At 68.5% G+C, this 22,370-nt stretch carries 25 protein-coding genes; 12 read left to right on the top strand and 13 right to left on the bottom strand.

Features of this window, described 5'->3' with window-relative positions:
- Window positions 1-69: 69 nt before the first annotated feature.
- Together NO931_RS01085 and NO931_RS01080 are read left to right on the top strand one after the other, a co-directional pair.
- Window positions 70-3,978, top strand: a complete 3,909-nt coding sequence (locus tag NO931_RS01085; protein ID WP_256390774.1) for a glycoside hydrolase family 97 N-terminal domain-containing protein — start codon at window positions 70-72, stop codon at window positions 3,976-3,978.
- A gap of 68 nt (window positions 3,979-4,046) precedes the next feature.
- Window positions 4,047-4,244, top strand: a complete 198-nt coding sequence (locus NO931_RS01080) for a hypothetical protein (RefSeq protein WP_256390773.1) — start codon at window positions 4,047-4,049, stop codon at window positions 4,242-4,244.
- A 63-nt stretch (window positions 4,245-4,307) separates the two neighbouring features.
- Here the strand turns inward: NO931_RS01080 and NO931_RS01075 are convergent, their stop codons facing one another.
- On the bottom strand, window positions 4,308-4,556 hold the full coding sequence (locus tag NO931_RS01075) for a hypothetical protein (protein ID WP_256390772.1): 249 nt from the start codon (window positions 4,554-4,556) through the stop codon (window positions 4,308-4,310).
- A gap of 111 nt (window positions 4,557-4,667) precedes the next feature.
- A complete protein-coding gene (locus NO931_RS01070; RefSeq protein ID WP_256390771.1) occupies window positions 4,668-6,182 on the bottom strand; it encodes a glutamate-cysteine ligase family protein in 1,515 nt (504 codons plus the stop codon).
- 103 nt (window positions 6,183-6,285) lie between these two features.
- Here NO931_RS01070 and NO931_RS01065 point away from each other — a divergent pair, with 103 nt between their 5' ends.
- Window positions 6,286-6,693, top strand: a complete 408-nt coding sequence (locus NO931_RS01065) for an HIT family protein (RefSeq protein WP_256390770.1) — start codon at window positions 6,286-6,288, stop codon at window positions 6,691-6,693.
- A 73-nt stretch (window positions 6,694-6,766) separates the two neighbouring features.
- Window positions 6,767-7,282 (top strand): DUF8173 domain-containing protein, encoded by a 516-nt coding sequence (locus NO931_RS01060; protein ID WP_256390769.1) that lies wholly within the window; start codon window positions 6,767-6,769, stop codon window positions 7,280-7,282.
- A 28-nt stretch (window positions 7,283-7,310) separates the two neighbouring features.
- Here the strand turns inward: NO931_RS01060 and NO931_RS01055 are convergent, their stop codons facing one another.
- The 4 genes from NO931_RS01055 to NO931_RS01040 are packed head-to-tail and all read right to left on the bottom strand — an operon-like array spanning window position 7,311 to window position 9,934.
- Entirely contained in the window at window positions 7,311-7,718 is a 408-nt protein-coding gene (locus NO931_RS01055; protein WP_256390768.1) for a DUF7577 domain-containing protein, read from the bottom strand.
- Between the two features lie 42 nt (window positions 7,719-7,760).
- Window positions 7,761-8,471, bottom strand: coding sequence for a LysE family translocator (locus NO931_RS01050; RefSeq protein ID WP_256390767.1), 711 nt, complete (start codon window positions 8,469-8,471; stop codon window positions 7,761-7,763).
- A 52-nt stretch (window positions 8,472-8,523) separates the two neighbouring features.
- Window positions 8,524-9,351 carry an arylamine N-acetyltransferase family protein gene (locus tag NO931_RS01045; protein ID WP_256390766.1) on the bottom strand — a complete coding sequence of 276 codons (828 nt, stop codon included), beginning with the start codon at window positions 9,349-9,351 and terminating at the stop codon, window positions 8,524-8,526.
- Window positions 9,344-9,934: an NADPH-dependent FMN reductase gene (locus tag NO931_RS01040; protein WP_256390765.1), complete on the bottom strand. Its 591-nt coding sequence runs from the start codon at window positions 9,932-9,934 to the stop codon at window positions 9,344-9,346. Before NO931_RS01040 ends, NO931_RS01045 begins: the two co-directional genes overlap by 8 nt.
- Before the next feature lie 208 nt (window positions 9,935-10,142).
- On the opposite strand from NO931_RS01040, the gene cysK reads away from it, so the two are divergent.
- Both cysK and NO931_RS01030 read left to right on the top strand, forming a co-directional pair.
- Entirely contained in the window at window positions 10,143-11,090 is a 948-nt protein-coding gene (gene cysK / locus NO931_RS01035) for a cysteine synthase A (protein ID WP_256390764.1), read from the top strand.
- A gap of 115 nt (window positions 11,091-11,205) precedes the next feature.
- A complete protein-coding gene (locus tag NO931_RS01030; protein WP_256390763.1) occupies window positions 11,206-11,769 on the top strand; it encodes a PH domain-containing protein in 564 nt (187 codons plus the stop codon).
- 39 nt (window positions 11,770-11,808) lie between these two features.
- Here NO931_RS01030 and NO931_RS01025 read toward each other — a convergent pair whose 3' ends face one another.
- Window positions 11,809-13,032 (bottom strand): helix-turn-helix transcriptional regulator, encoded by a 1,224-nt coding sequence (locus NO931_RS01025; RefSeq protein ID WP_256390762.1) that lies wholly within the window; start codon window positions 13,030-13,032, stop codon window positions 11,809-11,811.
- 91 nt (window positions 13,033-13,123) lie between these two features.
- A complete protein-coding gene (locus NO931_RS01020) occupies window positions 13,124-13,459 on the bottom strand; it encodes a DUF7344 domain-containing protein (RefSeq protein WP_256390761.1) in 336 nt (111 codons plus the stop codon).
- A gap of 218 nt (window positions 13,460-13,677) precedes the next feature.
- Here NO931_RS01020 and NO931_RS01015 point away from each other — a divergent pair, with 218 nt between their 5' ends.
- From NO931_RS01015 to NO931_RS01005, 3 genes are all read left to right on the top strand, one after another.
- Window positions 13,678-15,915, top strand: coding sequence for a bacterio-opsin activator domain-containing protein (locus tag NO931_RS01015; RefSeq protein WP_256390760.1), 2,238 nt, complete (start codon window positions 13,678-13,680; stop codon window positions 15,913-15,915).
- A gap of 44 nt (window positions 15,916-15,959) precedes the next feature.
- Window positions 15,960-16,322, top strand: a complete 363-nt coding sequence (locus NO931_RS01010) for a cupin domain-containing protein (RefSeq protein ID WP_256390759.1) — start codon at window positions 15,960-15,962, stop codon at window positions 16,320-16,322.
- A 95-nt stretch (window positions 16,323-16,417) separates the two neighbouring features.
- Complete coding sequence (locus NO931_RS01005) at window positions 16,418-16,996, top strand: MBL fold metallo-hydrolase (RefSeq protein ID WP_256390758.1); 579 nt, start codon at window positions 16,418-16,420, stop codon at window positions 16,994-16,996.
- Window positions 16,997-17,024: 28 nt separating this feature from the next.
- Here NO931_RS01005 and NO931_RS01000 read toward each other — a convergent pair whose 3' ends face one another.
- The 3 genes from NO931_RS01000 to NO931_RS00990 form a co-directional block, all read right to left on the bottom strand.
- Complete coding sequence (locus NO931_RS01000; RefSeq protein ID WP_256390757.1) at window positions 17,025-17,825, bottom strand: ATPase; 801 nt, start codon at window positions 17,823-17,825, stop codon at window positions 17,025-17,027.
- Window positions 17,822-18,094, bottom strand: a complete 273-nt coding sequence (locus NO931_RS00995; RefSeq protein ID WP_256390756.1) for a DUF5827 family protein — start codon at window positions 18,092-18,094, stop codon at window positions 17,822-17,824. Before NO931_RS00995 ends, NO931_RS01000 begins: the two co-directional genes overlap by 4 nt.
- Window positions 18,095-18,188: 94 nt before the next feature.
- Entirely contained in the window at window positions 18,189-18,863 is a 675-nt protein-coding gene (locus NO931_RS00990) for a DUF2391 family protein (RefSeq protein WP_256390755.1), read from the bottom strand.
- Between the two features lie 115 nt (window positions 18,864-18,978).
- On the opposite strand from NO931_RS00990, the gene NO931_RS00985 reads away from it, so the two are divergent.
- Together NO931_RS00985 and NO931_RS00980 are read left to right on the top strand one after the other, a co-directional pair.
- Window positions 18,979-19,191, top strand: coding sequence for a DUF7120 family protein (locus tag NO931_RS00985; protein WP_256390754.1), 213 nt, complete (start codon window positions 18,979-18,981; stop codon window positions 19,189-19,191).
- Between the two features lie 155 nt (window positions 19,192-19,346).
- Window positions 19,347-20,072 carry a ThuA domain-containing protein gene (locus tag NO931_RS00980; protein ID WP_256390753.1) on the top strand — a complete coding sequence of 242 codons (726 nt, stop codon included), beginning with the start codon at window positions 19,347-19,349 and terminating at the stop codon, window positions 20,070-20,072.
- 74 nt (window positions 20,073-20,146) lie between these two features.
- On the opposite strand, the gene NO931_RS00975 is transcribed toward NO931_RS00980, so the two are convergent.
- The gene (locus tag NO931_RS00975) at window positions 20,147-20,605 is read right to left on the bottom strand and encodes a DUF7992 family protein (RefSeq protein WP_256390752.1); all 459 of its coding nucleotides are present in this window, start codon (window positions 20,603-20,605) and stop codon (window positions 20,147-20,149) included.
- Between the two features lie 225 nt (window positions 20,606-20,830).
- On the opposite strand from NO931_RS00975, the gene NO931_RS00970 reads away from it, so the two are divergent.
- Window positions 20,831-21,052, top strand: coding sequence for a hypothetical protein (locus tag NO931_RS00970; protein ID WP_256390751.1), 222 nt, complete (start codon window positions 20,831-20,833; stop codon window positions 21,050-21,052).
- Between the two features lie 62 nt (window positions 21,053-21,114).
- On the opposite strand, the gene NO931_RS00965 is transcribed toward NO931_RS00970, so the two are convergent.
- On the bottom strand, window positions 21,115-22,281 hold the full coding sequence (locus NO931_RS00965; RefSeq protein ID WP_256390750.1) for a phytoene/squalene synthase family protein: 1,167 nt from the start codon (window positions 22,279-22,281) through the stop codon (window positions 21,115-21,117).
- Window positions 22,282-22,370 lie beyond the last annotated feature (89 nt).

Here is a 22,370-nt window from a genome sequence, read left to right as displayed (position 1 = left end):
ACAGAATGAATGAAAATTTTCTTCATTGATAGATACATTTATCAGGACAATTCCTCCCATCCACACGTGATGTTCGAGGAAAACAACGAGCAACAATCCGCAGGGATCGGCCGACGCGGGTTCGTCGGCGGCATGGCGTCACTGCTGGCCGCCTCGGCGTACTCGCTGTCCGTGCCAGAGGATGTCGCTGCGGAGGTTTCGGGGGGAGACGACTCGCCCGTCCAGACGGTCCGGTCGCCGGACGGGTGCGTCGAGGTGACGGTCGACGTCACCGACGGGGTACCTCGGTACGATCTGGAGTACGACGGCACCGCGATCGTCGAGGAGTCGGCGCTGGGCTTCGAGTTCCAGAACCAGCCGACGTTCCGGGAGGGAATCTCCGTCACGGGGACCGAGCGGTCGTCGGTCGACGAGACGTGGGAGCCCGTCTGGGACCGGTACGACGAGATCAGGGAGCACTACAACGAACTCCGGATCGGACTCGACGAGATCGGCGACATGAACGCTCGGTCGGGGACGCTCGAAATCCGGGCGTTCGACGACGGGATCGGCTTCCGGTTCGTGTTCGGCGAGGCGTTCGGCGACTTCGTGATCTCGTCCGAACGTACCGAGTACAACTTCGCGGGCGATTACACGTCGTGGTGGATTCAAAACGACTGGAACAGTTTCGAGTACGAGTACAAGCGGACGCCGCTGTCGGGGATCGACGCCGCGCTGGACGACGCTATCGCCTCGGAAGGCGGCGACGGCGTCCACACGCCGGTGACGGTCGAAACCGACGACGACCTGTACGTCGGCGTCCACGAGGCGAACCTCGACGACTACGCCTCGCTGGGGATCGCGCCGAAGGGCGACTCGACGAACATGGAGTCGACGCTGGCGCCGCTGCCCGACGGGACGAAGGTCTCGGCGTCGGCGCCGCACGTCACGCCGTGGCGAACGTTCCAGATCGGGACGCGCCCGGGCGAACTGATCGAGTCCAGCCTCAACCTGAATCTCAACGAGGAGTACGATCCCGAGGTGTTCTCGCAGGGCACCGACTGGATCGATCCCCAGAAGTTCATCGGCATCTGGTGGCTGATGATCACCGGCCGCGCCGACTGGGAGTACAATCCGAACACGGACACATTCGATCCCGACTCGAACCCACCAGGCGACCGCGTCGGAAACCACGGCGCCCAGACCGGCCGCGCGAAGCTGTACATGGACTTCGCCAGCGAGCACGGGATTCCCGGCGTGCTGATCGAAGGCTGGAACGTGGGCTGGTCGAGCTATCCGGGCGACGGGAGCGCGTTCGACTACACCCAGCCGTACCCTGACTTCGACCTGCAAGAAGTCACCGACTACGGCCCGAGTCTCGACGAGCCGACCCAGATGACGATGCACAACGAGACGGCGGGGGACTTCCAGAACTACGAGTCACAGCTCGACGGCGCGTTCGGCCTGTACGACGATCTGGGCATCCGGACGATCAAGAACGGCTACGTCTCCGACAGCGGTAACCTGGCTGGCGAGGGCCACAACCACCACAATCAGGTGCTGGTCAACCACCACACGCTCGTCGCCGAAACCGCCGCCGCGAACCGCCAGATGCTCGATATCCACGAGCCGATCCACCCGACCGGGCGCCGCCGCACCTACCCCAACATGATGACCCGCGAGGGCGTCAAGGGCCAGGAGTACGACTCCTTCGGCTTCGTCAGCCCCGAGCATCACGTCACGTTCCCGTTCACCCGAATGCTCGGCGGTCCCGTCGAGTACACGCCGGGCATCTTCGACATGAGCTCGGGGTCGGGCGGCATCGAGGCGACGCGCGCCAAGCAGCTCGCGATGTATCCGACGTACTTCAGCGGGCTGCAGATGGCCGCCGATCTACCGAGCTCGTACCTCGCCGAGCAGCCGGCGACGCTCGGCGTCGGCGAGGTCGCGCAGGCCGAGTGGGCCGACCTCGACGGCATCGGGACGGCCGCGCGCTGGGCGAACGCGCAGGGCGAGCAGTACGTCGAGTTCGATCCCAACTCGGTCGCTCCGGGGTCGACGGCGACGTGGACCGTCGAGGACGTCGACGAGAGCGGCGAGTACGACCTCCACCTCCGGTACGCCAGCGACGAGGAGAACAACGCCGTACCGGCCGGGACGCCGCGGACCGCGACCGTGCTGGTCGACGGCGAGGAGCGCGCGCAGGTGGAGTTCCCGACGACCTACTACTGGGACACGTGGAACGCGATCTCGACGACGATCGAACTGGACGCGGACGACAACGAGATCGCGGTCGCGCTGACCGACGCGGACGCCGGCGGGTTCAACCTCGACTCGATCGCCGTCACCGAGACGGGCGAGTCGATGCCCGATCCCGACGAGGCGCCGATCCGCGGTCCCACGGTGCCCGAGTTCCAGTTCATCGAGGACGTCCCGGCGGCCTGGGACGACACGCACGTGCTGGGCGCCGATATCGGCGACTACTCGATCACCGCCCGGAAAAGCAGCGAGGAGTGGTACGTCGGCGCGATGACCGACGAGTACGGCCGCGCGCTCGATATCCCGCTCGGCTTCCTCGGCGACGGGTGGGAGGGCCCGGACGACGACTGCGACCACCACCGCGGGCGCGGCGAGGGCCACGAGAAGGGCCGAGGCAAAGGTCACGAGAAGGGTCGCGGAAAGGGTCACGACGAAGACCGCGGAAAGGGCCACGAGAAAGACCGCGGAAAGGGCCACGAGAAGGGTCGCGGTAAAGGCCACGAGAAGGGTCGCGGAAAGGGTCACGAGAAGGGCCGTGGCAAGGGCCACGACAAACACGGGGCGGAGCCGTACGTCGCCGAGATTTACTCGGACGGCGCCGACGCCGCCTTCGACGACAACCTCGCGGACGTGCGGATCGACGAGGTGCTCGTCGACGCCGACACGACCGTGCTGGCCTCGATGGTCGGCTCTGGCGGCACCGCGATCCGCCTCCGGCCGGCCGACAAGAAGGAGCGCAAGAAGCTGCCGACCTACGAACCGCCCGAGCAGGACGTCACGATCGACATTCAGGACGAGACGTTCGTTCAGGAGCCGTTCATCTCCGGCTCCGGCGAGAACGTCGGCGACTACGTCGGCGGGACGAACGTCGAAGTGCTCGTCGACGGCGACGTGGTGGCGCCCGCGAACGTCCGCCTGCCGCCGAACTCCTCCGGCGAAACGGACACGATACCGTACACCATCGACGAGACGGGCACCTACGAGGTGACCGTGCGATCGGCCGACGGTGAGACGCTCGCGTCGAACACCGTGACCGTCAACCCGCCGGAAGTCGTCACGACGCTCTCGGACCCCTCGGGCGACGACTACGGGCCCGGCGAGTACACCTACCCGACCAGCGGCGCGTTCCAGGACGGCGCGTTCGACCTGCTGGAGCTGACAGTCGAACAGACGCCGAGCTTCTACCGCTTCACGTTCGAGGTCGACAACCTCTACGACACCTACGGCGGCGACTACGGCTTCTCGCCCCAGATGTTCGTCATGTGGGTTCGCGACCCGAGCCAGAGCGGCGGGACGACCGGCACGCTCGACGACCTGTTCGCGACGGCGTCGTTCGAGGAGCCGTGGCAGTACCGCCTCGAAGTCAGCGGGTTTACCCTGAGCGCCGTCGACGCCGGCGGGTCGGCGCTGACCGACGACGACGGCAACGTCGTCAACCCGACGACGACCGCCGACCTCGACAGCAACACCGTCACGATCCGGATCGCCCGCGAGGCGTTCGACGGCGCCGACGCGGCCGACCTGGAGGTCGTGCCGATGGTCCAGTCCGAGAACTTCGGCACCCTTCGACCGGTTCAGGCGGGCGCGCCGGGCGGCGGCGTCTTCGGCGGCGCGCAGGACGGCGCGGTCGGCTCGGCGCCGCGCATCATGGACCTGATCACGCCCGACGGCGTCACGCAGCAGGAAGCGCTCGCGTACTCGGCCGGCGAACTGGCGACGATCCCGTTCGTCGAACTGTAGAACACCCGACGCGTCAGCGACGCGATCGGGACGAACGCCTTTCTTTTCGCGGCGCGTCACGGGGCGTGATGGACGGCACTCGCTTCGAGATCGAACGACCGGACGGCGACGAGCGCGGCGTGCTGGTGCGCTGCCCCGAACACGGCGAATCCGTCGAGTTCCAGCCGGGCGAGCGCGGCGGCGCGTTCTACTGCTCCGGCTGTGCGCTGGAGGTCGAGGTACGGGTCCACCCGCCGGACTGGCGGGATCTGGGAGAACGGTGCTGATCGGCGCTCGCTCGGCCCGGCGATCGCCACCAGTCAGTCGCTCGATCTGAGGTCAGCCGCCGATCACTCGCCCGGGCGGACGCCGGGTGCGGGACCGGCGTCCCGACCGGCCGAGCGCACGCGGCGGTTGACGGCCGCAACGACCCGGACGGCGAAGGCGACGTGCAGGACCGTCCCGAGCGACGCCGCCGTCAGGTAGCAGATCGACAGCGCGCCGTTCCGGGCGAGGAAGCCGGCGGGATCGACCAGGAACGACAGCACCGTGAGCGGTCCCAGCACCATCGACACCACGACGGCCGCGAGTGCGTCCATAGTTCGTTCGAGAGCCGAAGATCAAATAAAGATACGTCGAACGGGCGTCAGACGCCGAAGCGACGCCGACTCCGCACCAGCGGTTTCGAGGGCGAGCGCGAACGATCCTACTCAGTCCCAGTCCGCGAACGGTTCGTCGGCCGCCGAACGGCGGACGTACTCGGCTTGCATCTCGGCGACCGCATCCTCGAACGCGAGGCCGTCATTGAGCGCCGCCCGGACGCGCTCGAGCTTCCAGCGGCTCGGCGTCGTTCGATCCGCCCACCGCGCCTCGATCGGGTCGAGATACGTCTCGATCGTCTCCGCCTCGACGCCCTGCTCGCGGAGGCCGCGCCGAGCGATCGAGAACAGCTCCTCGTAGATGATTTCGGCGTCTGTCGTCCGATCGCCGTCGGCCGTGACCCACACGAGATCGGCGTCGAGGCTATCCTCGACGGCCGCGTAGAAGCTCCGTTCCGCGGCGTCCCGGTCGAGCGTCGTGATCGGGTGATCGGTCGCGACGAGCCCGCGGAGGAGGCCGGCGACCAGACAGAGCAGACCGACGTTGTCCGCGACCGTCGGCTGGGTCGGCAGCGGGCGGTACTCGATGCGGATCGAGCGCCGGTCGCCCTCGCCGACGGGCTGGCCGCCGGTGACCGCGCGCACCCAGCGCCAGTAGGTGCCGCGCTTGTGATCGAGCTCCCAGAAGCGATCCTCGAACGTCTCGCGGGACCCGTCCGTGACCCACTCGCGGAGGAACGGCGCGCAGGTCGGGTCGGCGACCAGCGCGTCGAGGACGTCCGCCGCGGACGCCAGATCGTCGGGGACGCGGACCTTCTCCCAGGCGTCGTCGATCGACTGCTCGAAGACGGGCACGCGAAGCTCGTGGTACGTCTCGTCGAGCAGTCCGGCGGGGTCGTCGGGGTCGTACAGATCAGCCGGGAGCAGCGGCGAGTTCGTCGCCAGCGCGAGTACCGGCCCGAGCGTGCGGATCGCCGCGGCGTGATACTCGGGGAACGACGCCGCGTCGGGAACCTGGACATGGGGCTGGATAGAACTTGTCAGCGACTCGATCAGGATCGTCGGAAACGCCCGGTCGGCGCCCGGTACCGAGAGCGACACCGTCCCGCCGGCGCGTCGCAGAATGTGGTTGTCGATCGCGCAGTACCGCGGCGAAGGCGTCATGTTCTCGGCGACGGTGACGCCGCCGCGGTCCTCGACGGCCGAGAGATACTCGCGAGTCCCCTCCTCGGGCGGGCGGGTCCACATCGCGTCGAGGACGAAGGTCAGGCCCGCATCGTCGGCTGCCGACCGAGCGGTCCGGACGTTCCGTTCGAGCTGGGCCGCCTGCGCGGCGATCCCGTCGCCGTCGAACGGCTCCGCGGCCGTGTTGAACTCGGCGTTGTGCAGCCCGAGTTCGCGGTCGCAGGGGCCCTCGAAGACACCGTCAGGTACTCTCGCGAGTCGCCCGCGCTCATCGACGGCGTAGGCTTCCAGTTCGATCCCGAGGCCGAACCCGGGGTTGTCGAGCCGACCCGCGCGCAGATCGGCGGCCAGTCGCCCGGCCTGGTCGTCGACGCGCCGCTCGAACTCCGCCAGCGCGTCGCCGCGCAACGACCGCTCGACGAGTGCCGCAAGCTCCGTCATGACCGAAACGTGGCGCTGCTGGGCCATAGACCTGTGGAACGGCGGGCGACCGGTGGAGCGGCGTCGAGGCAACACCTAAGTTGGTTGACCGAATCGATCCGGTATGAACGACTGTGCCTTCTGTCGCATCGCCGACGGCGAGGGCGACGCCCGCGTCCTCTACGAGGACGAGCGGACGGTCGCGTTCCTCGACGAGAACCCGGCCGTCGAGGGGCACGCGCTCGTGATTCCGAAAGCCCACTGCGAGGACGTGCTCGCGGGCGAGGCGTCGACGGCGACCGCCGTGTTCGACACTATCCGCACGGTCGCGCAGGCGCTCGACGCCGCGCTCGACCCCGAGGGGTTCAGCGTGTTCCACTCCTCGGGACCGCTCGTCGGCAACGTCGAGCACGCCCACGTCCACGTCGTGCCACGACGGACGGACGACGGCGTCCACGTCTCGCTACCGCGTCGAAGCCTCTCCGAACGTGAGGGCACCCGCATCGCCGCGGCGATCCGGGCACAGTTCTGAGGCCCGCGACGTCGCCCGCTCGACCGGCCGACCGAGGGCGAACACCTTTTGTCCCCCGATATGTCTGTTCGGCATGATCGAACTCTTCGGCGCGGGCGCGGTCGGCTCCGTCACGCTACAGACCGTCGACATCACGCTCGAGAACCCGATCGAGGGCGTTCTCGGCGGCGCCGTGACGGCGTTTCTCTCGACGCTCGTGTTCGGCGCCGTCGCGCTCGCGATCCGTCCCGATTACGTCGACCGCACAGCGGCGTCGTTCCTCGACGATCTGGTCGGCTCCTTTCTCTACGGGCTGCTCGGTCTGGTGGGCGTCGCGTGCGCGACGTTCCTCTTGGTGATATCTTTCATCGGCATCCCGTTCGCGCTGCTGCTCGTGCTCGTCGCCTACGTCCTCTGGGCGATCGGCTCGGCGATCGCGTTTCTGGCGATCGGAGACCGGCTCGTCGCGAACCGCGAGAATCGGCTCGTCCCGCTCGCCGTCGGCGCCGGGATCAACGGCGCGCTGGTGCTGAGTGGGATCGGCGGACTCGTCGCGCTGTGTATCGGCGCCGCCGGTTTCGGCGCCGTGGTGCGCCGCTGGCTCGAATAGTCCGGCGCCGCCGGTTGCGGTCCTGAAATCAGAGCCTGCCGACGCACTGCTCGCAGTAGCGGACGTCTTCGGGGTTCGGCGCGCCGCAGTGTCGACAGCGAACGCCCGCGTCGGTCGTTCCCCCGGCGGTCCGGGTCGTGGCGCTCTGTGCTGACTGGGTGCCAGGCTGCGCAGCGGCGCTCGGCGAGCGGTCCGATCCGGACTCGCCGCTCGATACGCTCGACGAGGTCTCACCAGTCCCGTTCGCGAGGAACTCGTCGATGGGGGCCGACTCCAGCGACTCGTCGGTCTCGGCAGCCATCCGCGCGACGAGTTCGTCGTCGCGGAGCCACGACAGCAGTCGGAGCAGTCCGAACAGCGCGAGCGTCGGAACGAGACACAGCAGTATCGTGATCGCGAGTTGCACGGCGGGCGGGGCCGCACCCGTACTCAGCATGGGTGGTACACACGGGAGCACGTAAATATCTCTATCGGCTCGTCACGCCAGCCCGGTCGTCCCGACCCAGAGGAACGCCGCCCCGAACCCCGCGAGGACGACGCCGCTGAGCGCCGCCACCGCGGGCGCCGCGGCGTCGACGCGCCGCCCCGTCGCGACGAGCGCGGCGGGGAAGCCGACGATCCAGCAGCCGATCCCCGCGAAGAAGCCGACCAGCAGCGCCGGGCTGCCGGTCTCGACGACGAGCGTCCCCGCCAGCGCGTCGCCGACCGCCGGCGCGTAGGAGAGTACGTCGAGCCGGCCGGGTTCGAGCAGCCCGACGCCGACGGTGAGCCAGAACGCGATCTGGTAGGGGTTCGTCAGCGCGAGCACGAACGCCTTGCGAAACCCCTTCGAGTCGGCGTCCACGCCCGCACCGGCCGAGGACTCCTCGGCGTCGTCCGCGCTGAACGACCGCGCGGCGTCGGCGTCCCGCAGCGCGCCGACCGCGAAGTACAGCATCAGCACGCCGCCGAGCAGGTAGAGTACGGCGCGAAGCCACGGCGTCCGATCGACGACGGCGACCGCGCCGACCAACGCCAGCGCGAAAAACAGCGCGTCGGCCAGCATCGCGCCCAGACCGGCCCGGAATCCCGCGGGCCAGCCCCGGAGCACGCTCTCCTCGGCGATGATCGCGTTCATCGGGCCCGGCGGCGCAGCCAGCACGAGGCCAAAGAGGACTCCGACCGCGGCCGAGAGTGCGAGCGAGGGCACGGGAACGACTGAGCGAGAGGCGAACAAAAATCCGACGAACGCGGTTCGACGCTCAGTCGGGACCGTACGCGATGCCGAACTCGGAAGCGAGCAGATCGTGCCATTCCTCGGGGTCGACGGATCGCTCGCGCTCCTCGCCGTCGACCACCCGCGTCAGCGAGTCCGGCGAGAGCTTCGCGTAGCCGCGGTCGGTCGAGCGCGCGACGACCGGCTCGTCGGTGAACGGCGATTCCGGCGCCGTCGCGAGGTACTCGCAGGTGGCGGCGAAGTACTCGCGCTCGCGGTGCCGATCGCGGAACACGTATCGATCGGACCAACTCTCGTCGCGCGGTTCTCGAAACCGCGTCAGGAAGTCGGCGTCGGGGCGATCGCTCTCGACGACGCGCCAGTCGACGCCCGCGGCGTCGGTTCGCGTCTCGCCGTCGAGCGGGAGGGGACGCCGCATCGAGGGGACGCCCAGCCCCGCGTCGACGAGGTAGCGGCGGTCGAGGTCGACAACGTGGGCGAGGTGGTTCGCGGGCGGCCGCCCCTCGCCGTCGTCGCCCAGCACCATCGCGGCGACGCGGTCCGGATCGTAGCCCAACTCGGCGAGCAGCCAGCCGAACAGGCCGTTCAGTTCGTAACAGAAACCGCCGCGCTCGCGTTCGACGATCTTCTCGTAGAGGTCGGGATACGTCCGGGAGACGCCCTCGCCGTCGCGCTCGCCGAACGGATCGCCGGCGACCGCGAGCGTCTCGAAGGGGACCGACGTGACGTGAGCGCGCTGGAGTCGTTCGAGCGTCTCGCGGTCGGCGCCACCGGAGGCGACGGTACCGAGGTCGACGCTCGCGGGGTCGACGCCGATCCGTTCGAGGTAGGCCGCGGGATCCAGCCTAGTCATCGGCCGCCTCGGCGAGAGCGTCGCGGCGCTCGGCGGCCAGTTCGGGATAGTTCTCGACGCCGGCGTAGGCGGCGACCTGCTCGCCCAGTCGGGCGACGCGCTCGGCGATCCGCTCGTCGTCGATCTCGCCGTCAGCGACCGTCGAACTCGAACTGGGGATCGCGACCTCCGTGGGGAGGACCCAGGCGTTCAGCGTCCGGCAGACCGACCGGAGGTGGTCCAGCGGCGCCGTGGGGAACTCCCCGCCGGCGACCTCCATCAGGCCGACCGTGGTGCCGCCGAACTCGTCGCGCCCGCAGTAGTCCAGCGCGTTCTTCAGCTGGCCCGAGTACGAGCCGTGGTAGTTCGGCGTCCCGATCAGCACGGCGTCGGCGCGCTCGACCGACTCCCGAAGCGCCGCGGCGTCCGCCGACTCGGGGTCGTCCGGATCGTAGGCGGGGAGATCGTACTCGCGTAGATCGAGGAGTTCCGTCGTCGCGCCCGCCGACCGGGCCGACGCCAGCGCCGCGCGGAGCGCCGTTCGCGTCTTGCTGTCGTCGCGCAAACTGCCACAGACCGCGACGACGCGCACGTTTCGGTCCATTTCGTTACGAGAGCGTAGTCGCCGGAGGGCCAAAAGCGCTCGCTGAAGCGGATTACTGTAACTGATCCGATAGTACGGCTCGGCAGCAGCGGCGTTCACGTCACCGCCGCGGACGGTCGAGTCGCTGGGCGGTCCCCGGCACTGGAGGTCTCAAAGCACGCCATACGACGGATCGACGCTTACCGCCGGCGAGGGCGTAGGATCGGTGATGTCGCACGTGGAACGAGCGGACGAGCGGTCGGAGCGAGACGTCGCCGAGGGCGTCGACGAGCTGATCGGCGGGACGCCGCTGCTCCGCCTGGACTCGGTCGCGGAGAATCTCTACGGCAAAGTCGAGGCGAGCAACCCCTACTCGGTGAAAGACCGGATCGCCCGTGAGATGCTCGACGCCGCGGAGGCGGCGGGCGAGCTGGGGCCCGGGGGCGTCGTCGTCGAGGCGACGAGCGGAAACACGGGCATCGGACTGGCGGCGGTCAGCGCGGCCCGCGGATACGACTGCGTGCTGACGATGCCCGAGTCGATGTCCGAGGAGCGCCGCGCGTTGCTTTCCGGCCTCGGCGCGGAGCTGGAGCTGACGCCGGCCGAGGATGGGATGGGCGGGGCCAACCGGCGCGCCGAGGAGATTGCCGACGAGCGGACGGACGCCGTGCTCGCCCGGCAGTTCGAGAACGAGGCCAACCGGCGCGCACACCGGCGGACGACGGGCCCCGAAATCTGGCGGGCGACGGGCGGCGACGTCGACGCCGTCGTCGCGGGCGTCGGGACCGGCGGAACGATCACCGGCGTTTCGGAGTACGTCAAGGAGGAGCGCGGCGACGAGTCGCTCACGTCGGTCGCCGTCGAGCCCGCGGCGTCGCCGACGCTGTCGGAACTCAGTTCGGCGAGCCACGACATCCAGGGGATCGGTCCCGGATTCGTCCCGGACGTGCTCCGGACGGAACTCGTCGACGAGGTTCGGGCCGTCGCGGACGCCGACGCCAAGGACGCCGCGCGAGCGCTCGGGCGCGACGAGGGGCTGCTCGTCGGCGTCTCCTCGGGCGCGGCGGTCGCCGCCGGCGCCGAGTACGCCCGCGAACAGCCCGACGAGACGGTCGTCGCGGTGCTGCCCGACACCGGCGAGCGCTACCTCTCGACGGACCTGTTCGACGACGCGTAGCGACGGTCCCCGTCCGAGCGCGTCGCGAACGTCGGCGCGCAAACGCCTAAGTGGACGTTCGCGGATATCAGCACGTGTCTCCGAGCGACCGAACGCCGCGCCGACGAGCAGGCCGATGACCACCCGGCAGGCCGCCCGCGACGAGCGGATCGAGGGCGCGAGCTGGCTCCACCTGACGGACGACGAAGCGCTACAGTGGGTCGGCCGCCCCTCGCGGTTCACGCTCGTCCCGTCGCTGGCGCTCGCGGGCGTGATCGTGCTCGCCGGGGGCGTCTTCGAGATCGTTCTGGGACGAGTCACCGACGGGTCGCTCCCGTGGCCGATCGCGTACGCGCCGCTGGCCGTCGCGCTGGTCGGCATCGGCGTCGCCGCGTGGACGTACGTCGACTGGCTGCGCCTGCTGTACGTGCTCACTGACGAGGAGATCTACGTCAAGCGGGGGCTCGTCTCGCGGAACGTCAGGCAAGTCCGGCTCGACCGCGTCCAGAACACCGCCTACGACCAGACGACGGTCCAGCGGCTGCTGGGCTACGGCGACGTGCGGATCTACACCGCCGGGACGGGAACCGAGGACGTCGTCTTCGAGAGCGTTCCGCGACCCGAGCGGGTGAAAAACGTGCTGACGGAGCTGTTGAGCGAACAGGCGCCCCGGTCGCCACAGGAACGCGGCGGCGTCTGAGCGGCGCCACCGAAAAAGCGGCGTCCGACCGCCCCGGCCTCACTCGTCGTTCTCGAACGGCGAGCCCGCGGCCTCGGGCTCGTGGCCGTCGAGGCTGATGATGTTCTCGCGGCCGACCCGAAGCTTCGAGATCTGGCCCTCCTCCTCCATGTCCGAGAGCAGCATGCTGACTTTCGACTTCGACCAGCCGGTCTCCTCGACGATGTTGACCTGCTTCATCCGGCCGCCGTTCTCCTCGAGCAGGCTGGTGACCCGATCCTCGTCGGTCAGCAACTCCTCCTCGGGGACGCCGTCGTCGGGCTCGTCGGGGCCGTCGTCGGTCGCCGGGGTCGGGTCCGCGGCCGCTCCGTCGGTCGTCGTCCCGGAGTTCGTCCCGGCGATGACGCCGCCGTCGCGGCGCCAGGCGACCGCGCTGCCGACGCCGAGCAGGAGGACGACGACGCCGGCGATCATCATCCAGGGGTCGCTGTCGCCGCTGGCGGGCTTGGTCGCGGTGTCGTCGGTCGGACCGACGGCGTCCCGCGGTGCGAGTTCCGCCCGCGGCTTTTTGTCCGTGAACTCTCTCGGCCCGACCCAGGTGACGGTGTCGCTCGTCGCGAGACTATCGTTCGAGAGCGTCCGCCCGTCGGTCGGGGACGCCTCGTCGAACGCGACGCCCTCGCCGCGCTCGAAGACGATCGACTGGTCCTCGCCGACGTAGAGGCCGCCCTCGAACACGTCGCCGACGATCAGGCGCTCGCCGTCCTCCTGCGCGAAGTTCGACCAGTGGAACGACATGGTGACCACGCCGGGACGGTTGAGCCGCTCCTCTCGGATGCGGGCGTCCTTGCGGAACGTGCTGGCGTTCATCTCGCGGTCGGTCGCCGACGCGCCCGCGTCGACGAGGCTGGTCGCCTGGCTCCGGAACCCCTCGTACAGCGGGTGGCTCTCGTTGGTCCGGAACTCCTCGGCGAACGACTCGAACTGCTCGCGTTCGGACTCGTTCGCGAGGCGGCGCTCGTAGCTGAACGTCCACACGGCGGTACCGTTCTCGTGGACCGTGATCCGGAACGCGACGCTGTCGAACTGCTCGGTTTCCTCGGACTGCTGTGAGAACCCGCCCGGAGCGTCGGTCTGGGCAACCGACGCCGAGTCCAGCGTCGGCGCGGCGTCCTGGGGCGCCGTCCGGTCGATCGGCCCCGCGTCGACGGCCGGAACCCCGGCGAACAGCGCCGCAACCAGGAAGATACCCGTCGCGAGACCGACACCCAGCGATCCGTTCATCCTGTGCTAGTCGTCGATGGGCGATACAAAAGGCCTTGCGACCTCGTGGTCACCGACCTTCGAGTGGTCAAAGAAGCCTACGGAGCGATGTTTACGGCAGAATCGGTTCGGCGTCCTCGACGGCGTCGACGACGACGCCGCGGTTCGGTTCGTACGACGCAAGATCGACGTCCGCGAGCGCGGGGAGATGAATGTGGTGAAGCGAAACGTGAACGTCCTCGATGCGCTCGGTCGTGACGCCATCGGACGTTTCGTGGGTCGCGACGCGGCGGGCGACGGTCCTGAGGTCGATCGGCGTCGACGCGTCAGCGAGCACGGTAAGCGTGGTTCGCCGGCGCTCGTCGGCAAGCGTGCGGAGGAGATTCCGGGAAGAAGAACGTTGCCTTTCGGACAGTTCAGCCACGGGCTGTGGTGATGAGTCACTCATGATTTGGAATCCCGGTTGCGTGCTTGACGAAAGAATCCGAGTCGGCCTAACCGATTCTTCTAAGATATTAGGCCGATTTTCGCGGCGATGAGCGGGTCGGTCGGTACAGCGATGGATATCGGGGTCACTCCGCTCGTGATACTCGGCGCACTCCGCTCGAACGCCGAGAGGGTTCCTTCAACGGAACAATGTTAAGTGACGATCGTGAATAATTGTGCATGGCTACCGGGGGACCATCGGATGGGGCGCTCGCAGCGGTCGATCGAATCGGATCGGCCGCCGAGCCGGTGACGGCGAGCGAGCTTGCGGAGGAGTTGGGATGTACGCGCCGAAGCGCCTACGACCGCCTGGAGCGTCTCACCGAGGAGGGGGACCTACAGACCAAGAAAGTCGGCGCCAGAGGGAGAGTCTGGTGGCGACCGAGCGGGCAGACGTGGGGAGCGTCCGACGACGCCCCAGAAGAGGACGCGACGGAAAGCCCCGACAGGGGCGACAGCAGAGAGCACGACAGCTGGATTCGCCAGCAGCGCGACGAACTGGAGCGCGAACTCGACGAAGTGTTCGAGCGCATCGACGACGCGTTCTACGCGCTCGACGAGGAGCTGCGGTTTACCTACGTCAACGAGCAGGCCGAGGAACTGCTGGAGCGCAGCTCCGAGGAACTGCTCGGGGTAGCGCTCACCGATGCGTTTCCCGGGACCTCGTTGGCCGATCAGTTCCGCGAGTGCCTGGAGACACAGGAGCCGACGAGTTTCGAGACCTACTCCGACAGGCTATCGTTCTGGCTCGAGGCGAACGTCTACCCCTCCGAAAGCGGGCTCTCGGTGTACTTCCGGGACATCACGGAGCAAAAGCGACGCGAACAGGAACTCGAACAGTACGAGCGCATCGTCGAAACCGTCGACGACGGCGTCTACGCGCTCGACGACGATGCTCGATTCGTGATGGCGAACAAGTCGTTCTGTGAGATGATCGGACGGGGGCGGGAGGAGCTGATGGGCGAGCACGCAACAATCGCCTACGAGGATCACACGCTAGCCGAGCGGGCCGCCGAAGCGGCGTCGCGAGTCAGCAGCGGCGAGCGTGACATCGCGACCATGGAGTTCGATCTGGTGACGGGCGAGGGTGATCGTATCCCCGTCGAGAACCGGTTCGGACCGCTCCCCTACGGCGACAGCGAAGGTCGCTGCGGCGTCGTCCGCGACGTGAGCGAGCGCAGACGGCGCGAGCGAACACTCGAACGCCAGCGCGAACGGCTGGAGACGCTCAACGAACTCAACGCGGTCGCGCTCAGCATCACCGAGGCCGTCGTCGCCCAGTCCACTCGCAGTGAGATCGAACGGGTCGTCTGCGAGTCTCTCGCCGACTCCGATTCCTACGAGTTCGCGTGGATTGCCGGCGTCGATCCCACGACCGAATCGTTCAAACCTCGCGTCGAGGCCGGCGTCGACGGCTACATCGACGACGTCTCGATCTCCGTCGACCCCGAGGACCCGACCGGACAAGGGCCGGCCGGCCAGGCGGTGCAAACGCTCGAGATGCAGATCGTCGAGGACGTGTTCTCGGATCCGGACTTCAAGCGGTGGCGCGACGTCGCGCGCGAACACGGCTACCGGTCAGTCGCCATAGTGCCGATCACCCACGAGGAGACGATCTACGGCGCCCTCGGCGTCTACGCCGATCGTTCCGACGCGTTCGCGGGGGAGGAACGGCGGGTGCTACGCCAACTGGGAGAGGTGACCGGCCACGCGATCGCCGCGGTCGAGCGAAAGCGAGCGCTGATCGGCGACGAACTCGTCGAAGTGGAGCTCCGAATCCGGGACGTGTTCGAATCGCTCGGCATCGACGCCGAGTCGGACGGACGGATCGAGATCGGTCGGACGGTCCCGCTGGGCGACGACGAGTATCTGGTCTACGGAAGGGCAGCCGACGGCGGGGAGAGCGTCGTCGAAGACCTCGCCGAGGCCCGGCCCCACTGGAAGGAGCTATCGTTCGTCGACGGGGCGCCCGGAAAGTTCGAGGTGGTGTTCGACGAGCCGCCGGTGCTCACGACGGTCGCGTCGCTCGGCGGGCGCGTCGACGAGGCCGTCGTCGAGGACGGCGACTATCGCATGACGATCCACCTCTCGCCCGGCGTCGACGTCAGGCAGGTCATCGACTCCGTCCGGGAGGCCTATCCGGACGCCGAGTTCGTCACTCGGCGGCAGATCAGCCGGCCCGACGGTGCGACCGACGGGACCCGCGACGTGTTCACCGAGGAGCTGACCGATCGACAGCGCGCCGCGCTCGAGGCGGCCTACTACGCCGGCTTCTTCGAGTGGCCACGGACGAACTCGGGCGAGGAGGTCGCCGAGTCGCTCGGGATCTCTGCGCCGACGTTCCACCAGCACGTCAGGGCGTCCGAGCGAAAGGTGTTCGCGTCACTGCTGGCCGGCGCCGCACCGACCGGCGACTGAGCGACGCCCCGCCTTTGATAGGCGTCGGCCGGGAAACTCCACACATGGGACACGAGACGACCGCGCCCGGTGACGTCGGATCGGCGATCGACGGCGAGAAAGGCGGCATGTGGTTCATGCGCGACCCGCTCGGCACCGAAAACCTCGGGTTCACCGTGCTGGAACTCGAGCCCGAACGGAGCGGCATGGAACACGACCACGGCGACGACGGCCAGGAGGAGGTCTACTACGTCACCGAGGGCCGGGTCGAGGTCGACGTCGGCCCCGACACCGTGACGCTCGACGAGCACGAGGCGCTGCGGATCGATCCCGAGGAACGTCGCCAGATCCACAACCGCGGCGACGAGACGGCCCGACTCGTACTCGCGAGCGCGCCGACCGACGAGGGGGCGACCTCGACGCCGTAAGGGGCCTCCGCGACGCCGTCGCGACCGCGGCACGATTCGAAGGTCGAACTGACGAGGCCGACAGGGCCAAAGCGACGCGGCGAAAACGGCGTCGTATGATCAGCAACCTCGCGCAGGGCGTCCAGTCGTTCACCAGCAACGTCTTTCTCGTCGACGGCGAGCGCACGGTGCTCGTCGACGCCGGCGCGGGCTTCGACGTCGTTTCGGCCGTTCGCGACCGGACGGACGCGCTCGACGCCGTCGTCCTGACCCACACCCACCCGGACCACGTGGGGAACCTCGCGGATGTCGTCGAGGCGTTCGACGCGCCCGTCTACGGCTTCGACACCGAGCAGCCGGGCGTCGAGCGCGAACTCGCCGACGAGGCGACGATCCGACTGGGCGACCACGAGTACGTCGCGCTGCACACGCCGGGCCACAAGGACGATCACCTGTGTCTGTACGCCGCCGACGCCGGAATCCTGTTCGCTGGCGACCTGATCTTCCAGAACGGCGGGTTCGGCCGCACCGATCTCGACGAGGGCGACCGCGCGGCGCTGATCCGGAGCATCGATCGAGTGAGCGAACGCGTCGACGCCGACCTGCGGGCGCTCCACGCCGGGCACGGCCCGAGCGTCGAGAACGAGCCGTACTCGCACGTCGAACTGGCCGGGAAGATGGCGCGACAGCGCTGAGAGATAGTCGATAACGCCGTCGGTCCCGTCAGTCGGCGACCGCGAGCAGTTCGTCGTAGGCTTCTTCGTAGGCGTCGGCGACGGCGTCCGGATCGGTCCGGCGCTCGTCGACGAGCGCCGGGAGGTCGACGCGAGCGACCGGGTCGATCTGCTCGACGACGTCCTCGACGCGGCGCTCCAGCCGGCCGTCGCGGGCGCTCCGGCTCGCGACCTCGCAGGCGCGCAGGTATCGCTCGCCGTCGTACAGGCGCACCCGTGCCGGCTCGACCACCGCGACGGCGTCGACGACGAGATCCTGGAGCGGTCGCGCCACGTCGCCGTAGGACTCGATCACCGCCCGCTCGCGGCGGTCGATTCGCTCGGCGAGCGCCTCGAACGCCGGCAGGTGTCGGCGGCGCGTCTCCTCGTTCAGTTCGTCGACGGTCGCGACCCGCGGCGCGTCAGCGAGCGCGAGCGAGTCGCCGGCCGACGCGGGCACGTCGGCGTCGGCGTTGACGACGAACGAGTCCGCGACGCGGTCGAGCACGAACTGGCGTCGGGCCGCCCCGATGAGGCCGGTGCCGGGACCCGGCGAGGGGCGCCAGAGTCGGTGGACAGGGTTGATCTCCTCGGGCGCGACGTCGGCCGCGCTGGCCGCGGCCAGCCGCTCGGCGTCTTTTCCGTACAGCCGGCCGTCGTCGACGGCTCGCCGGTAGTCGTCGTGGTCGAACCAGTAATCGTTGCCGGCGCGGGGCTTGAAGCCGACGGCGTCAGTGCGGGCCACCAGCCCGGTCGAGAACGTCGTCTTGCCGGCGTCGACGCGGTCGCCGCCGGCGACCAGCAGCTTCATTCCTCGGTCGCGAGCCCGTAGTAGCCCGGTTCGTCGTCGTCGCGCGGGTCGGCGACGACGAGATCGTCCGAGTTCGAGATGACCCACGGGATCGCCCAGTCGAGCAGGATCGTCTCCGTCTCGGCGTCGATCTCGGCGTCGGGATCGAGCTCCTGGAGCATGCGGGCGATCTCGTAGACGGTGTACATCTGGTCGGGGTCGAGTAGCTCCGCGGGGGTGTAGAAGTCACAGGGGTGGAGCTGGTCGAACTCGTCTTTGGAAACTGGCATGGAAGCGAGTAGGCGCGACCGATCGGTAAAAGGCCCGATTTCGGCGTCCGGAGAAACCCGCCTGGCGTCCCTACTCGACGGAACGGTCTCCCGATCAGTTGTCGAACGGCAGGTCGTCGAACGAGAACTCCTCCAGCGAGAGGTCGGTCCCCTTGCTCTCGCCGGGCAGGATGTCGCCCAGCGCCCCACCGATCGCCGCGACCGACCAGATCACCGACACCTGACAGATCGTCTGCCACGGATCGACCCAGTCGATTCGGCCCCACAAGGTCATCGTGAACGTCGACGTGACCAGCGCGACCGTCAGCACGCCCGCCAGCCGCCGCGGCACGACGCCGAGGATCGGGTTCGTGATGAGCACTTCCTGAAGATCGGCCCAGTACAGCAGCCCGATCGTCATCACGACGACGAACGCGACGTTGCCGATCAAGAAGGCCGGGTGAGCGGCGAAGAACGCACCGATCTCCGAGACGTCCTCGACGAGCATCGGCAGCGAGATGAGGAGGCTCCCGACGAACGACTCGGCGATGTCCTGAGAGGTGTACTTGTCGATGGTTCTGCCGAACGTCGCGCTGCCGGGGATGCGGTGGGCCATCCGCACCGTCCGGGAGAGCTGTTCGTGCTCCTCCGGGTCGTCGACGGTCCGGCGGAGAGCTTCGAGTTCGTCGAGCAGGTCCGCGACGTCCGGATTCGCGGGAATGTCGTCGGGGTCCGCGCTCGCGTGGCGTCTCCCGTCCGCCCCCGCGTCGCCGTTCCGCTGGCTGTTCATGCGCAAGGGCAGCGACCGACTCGACAAAGCGTTTGCGTCCGCGAACCGAAGGATGCGGGGCCGACGCACAGCCCCGTCAGCCTTATATATGGCTCGGGCAAAGCCCCACTGTCAGATGCCGAAAACAAATGTCAACGTTCCGGAGCACCTGGAGATGCAGATCGCGCAGATGGTCGAGCAGGACGAGTTCGTCGATCGCAAGGAAGCGATCGAGGAACTGCTCTCGACGGGACTGAAAGCCTACAAGACGAGCGGGCCCATGGACGACGAGGACCAGGGGTTCGAGGACGACGGGATGATGGGCCACGACGACGAGTACGTCTTCTGATCGTCCCCGTTTCGCGCGCGACGCCGACCCCGTAGCGTCCGGCCTCTCGACCCGAGCGCCGATGGCCCGCCGAACCGATCACGGACCGCCCGCCGAACTGGCGCCGACCGCCCCGGAAGCGTTGTGCCTTTCACAGTTGGCGTTGACGCCGACACATGGTTCGCGTCACCGTCTGGAACGAGTACCGCCACGAGCGAGAGGATGACAACGTCGCCGAACTCTACCCCGAGGGGATCCACGCCGCGCTGGCCGACGCCCTGGAGGAGCGCGGCCACGACGTCCGCACAGCCACGCTCGACGAAGACGACGAGCACGGTCTCTCCCGGGACGTGCTCGACGACACCGACGTACTGCTGTGGTGGGGCCACCTCGCCCACGACGAAGTGAGCGACGAGGTCGTCGACCGGGTCGTCGAGCGCGTCCGCGACGGGATGGGCTTTCTCCCGCTGCACTCGGCGCACTACTCGAAGCCGTTCAAGCGCCTGATGGGCACGAGCTGCTCGCTCAAGTGGCGCGAGGCCGGCGAGCGCGAGCGCCTCTGGACGGTCGAGCCGGGCCACCCGATCGCCGAGGGGATCGACGAGCAGATCGTCGTCCCCGAGGCCGAGATGTACGGCGAACGCTTCGACATCCCCCAGCCCGACGCGCTGGTGTTCGTCAGCTGGTTCGAGGGCGGCGAAGTGTTCCGCTCGGGCTGTTGCTACCGCCGCGGCAGCGGCCGGATCTTCTACTTCCGTCCCGGACACGAAGAGTATCCCATCTACGATCAGGAGGAGATCATCACCGTGATCGACAACGCAATCGAGTGGGCGTCGCCGACCGACGGCGTCGAGCCGAACTTCTCGAGCGTCGAGGCGGCCGAGCCGATCGGCGAGGAGTAACGGCGCCGACGCGGCGAAAGCGGCGTCGCACGCTGGACGCCGGCGCCCGGGTCACGATGCCGCGCCGCGATCGCTCAGTCGAAATCGGGCAGGTCGTCAGGGGCTTCGTAGTCGGCGTCCCAGTCGACGTACTCCTCCTCCAAGACGTCGGAGACGATCTGGCCGAACTCGGTCATCGCGGCGTTGATCCCCGAGACGGTGCCCCACGAGTCGAGTTCGGGGTGGTACTCGCGCTCGCGCCAGTCCTCTGGGATGCCGGGAGCGCTGTAGCCGACCCGGTCGGCGAAGTCGTCCCAGAAGAAATCGAACGAGCGGAACAGTTCGAGATCCCGCGCGATGGCGAACTCCTCCTCGTCGAGGTCGGTATGTGCGCCCCACTGGTCGAACGCCTCGGCCCACGCGCCCTCCCGCAGAAAGGCTTCGAGGTCGTCGCGGTGGTACTCGGGGTTCTCCTCGAGATGGTCGCCCTCGTAGTCGTCGGGTACCTGTTCGACCAGTTCCGGCGGCTCGGGCGGATCCACGTCGAGACTCATGCCGAGCAGTTGGTGCGACGGGGCAAAAAGGGTTCCTCGCGCGCAGCGTGGCGGAGCAGACGCCGGTAAGTGGCGGGGTGGCGTCACGCCCGCCCCGGAAGCGCCCCGCCCCGGAAGCGCCGAACTGCGGTTTCGCGGTTCGGCGGCGCCCGAAGCCGAACGACTCGCTTCGGCACGTTCGCGTCATCCCGTAATGTATTTGTCACGTGGTCGCGTCGGGAAAGTATGGCCTCAGTGAAACGCCTCTACGGTCGTTGCGACGAGTGGCTAAAGAGCCTCTCTCGCGGCCCGTATGCGGTCTTCTTGGGGGCATCGGGCGGTATCGGCGTTCTCGTAGCGGGGTTGCTGGTGAGCGGAGAACTCTTCGTCGTGCAGGCGCTCGCGATGGCGCTCGTCATGTTCAGCCTGGAGTGCGTGTTCGGACTGCACCAGACGACCGAAGAGTGAACAAGAGCGTTGCGTCCGGCGATTATCACGGTCGAGCAACGAGATGGCGCGACGATCGACCGTCAGTGACTGTGGAGCGGCGCCTGCTCCATCTGCTCGCGGAGATCCTCCAGCGCCGCCTTCTCGACGCCGCGCTCGAACTGCGCGATCAGCGAGATCACTTCGGGTTTCGGCACCTTGACGCCGCCCTCGCGCAGCACGTCCTCGGGACGTTCGCGGAGTTCGCGGATCGTCCCGACCGCGAGCAGGTAGGGGATCGCCCACGCCGCGAGCGTGTTGCCGCGGTGCTCGGGCAGGGCTTCGAGGTACACCTGCGCGTCGTCGAGATACCCCGACGCGCGGTCGGTGACCCGCTCGACGACCGACGCCACCGGGCCGACGTTGCGCGAGTCGGTGACCGCGTCCTGCTCGACGTCGACCTCCGAGAGCCAGGCCTCCGGCAGGTAGACGTTGTTCTCCTCGCGGTAGTCGTCGCTGACGTCCTTGGCGACGTTGACCAACTGCAAGAGGAGTGCGAACGACCGGGCGTTGGCCTCCAGCACGTCCTCGCGCTCGGAATCGACGCCGCGGGCCAGCAGGTTCGTGACGAGGTCGCCGACCGTGCCGGCGGCGTACCAGCAGTACTCCTCTAACTCGTCGACGGTGCCGATGCGCAGGCCGCCGTCGTCGGCGTAGCGGTCGACGAACTCGGCCATCCCGCTAACGAGTTCACGAACCGGGCCGCGGATCGCCTCGCGGTCGGCCGGCGGGAGCGACTCGTAGGTGCGGACGATGCGGGGCGCCGCGGCGACGACGCGCCAGTCGTCGGCGTCCTCGCCGGGTTCCTCGGGAATCCACTCCTCGACGTTCCGGCGGAACCGGTGGATCGGCGCGTCTTCGGGCAGTTTGACGCCGCGGTGAGGCGTGGCGTCGGGGTCGGCGCTTCCGGCCGCGGCCGTCCCATCGACATCGACGGCCCCGCCGTCCGTGGTCGTCTCCAGGGCGCGCTCCCCCGAGAGCGCCTCGTCGTACTGCTGTAGCAACTCGCGCTGGACGCCCGGCGGAATGTGGCCGGCGTCCTCGACGGTGTCGGCGACGCGACAGAGGAGATACCCCACGCAGATCCGCGAAGCCATCGGCTCCTCCAGCGCGTCGATCGTGATCGCGAACGTCCGGGAGACGTCCGAGACGGCGTCGAAACACCACGCCAGATCCTCGTCGAACGTCGTCTCCATATGGGCGTCGGCCATGCTCGTACTATCGTCTCTAGGGTTCCACAATAAAAAGGCCTGAGGCATCGGTCGACCACGGCGGGCGAGTTTGTCACGGTTTTTGATGC

The organism is Natronoarchaeum rubrum (assembly GCF_024494695.1).
This window is presented reverse-complemented; position numbering and strand designations above follow the sequence as displayed.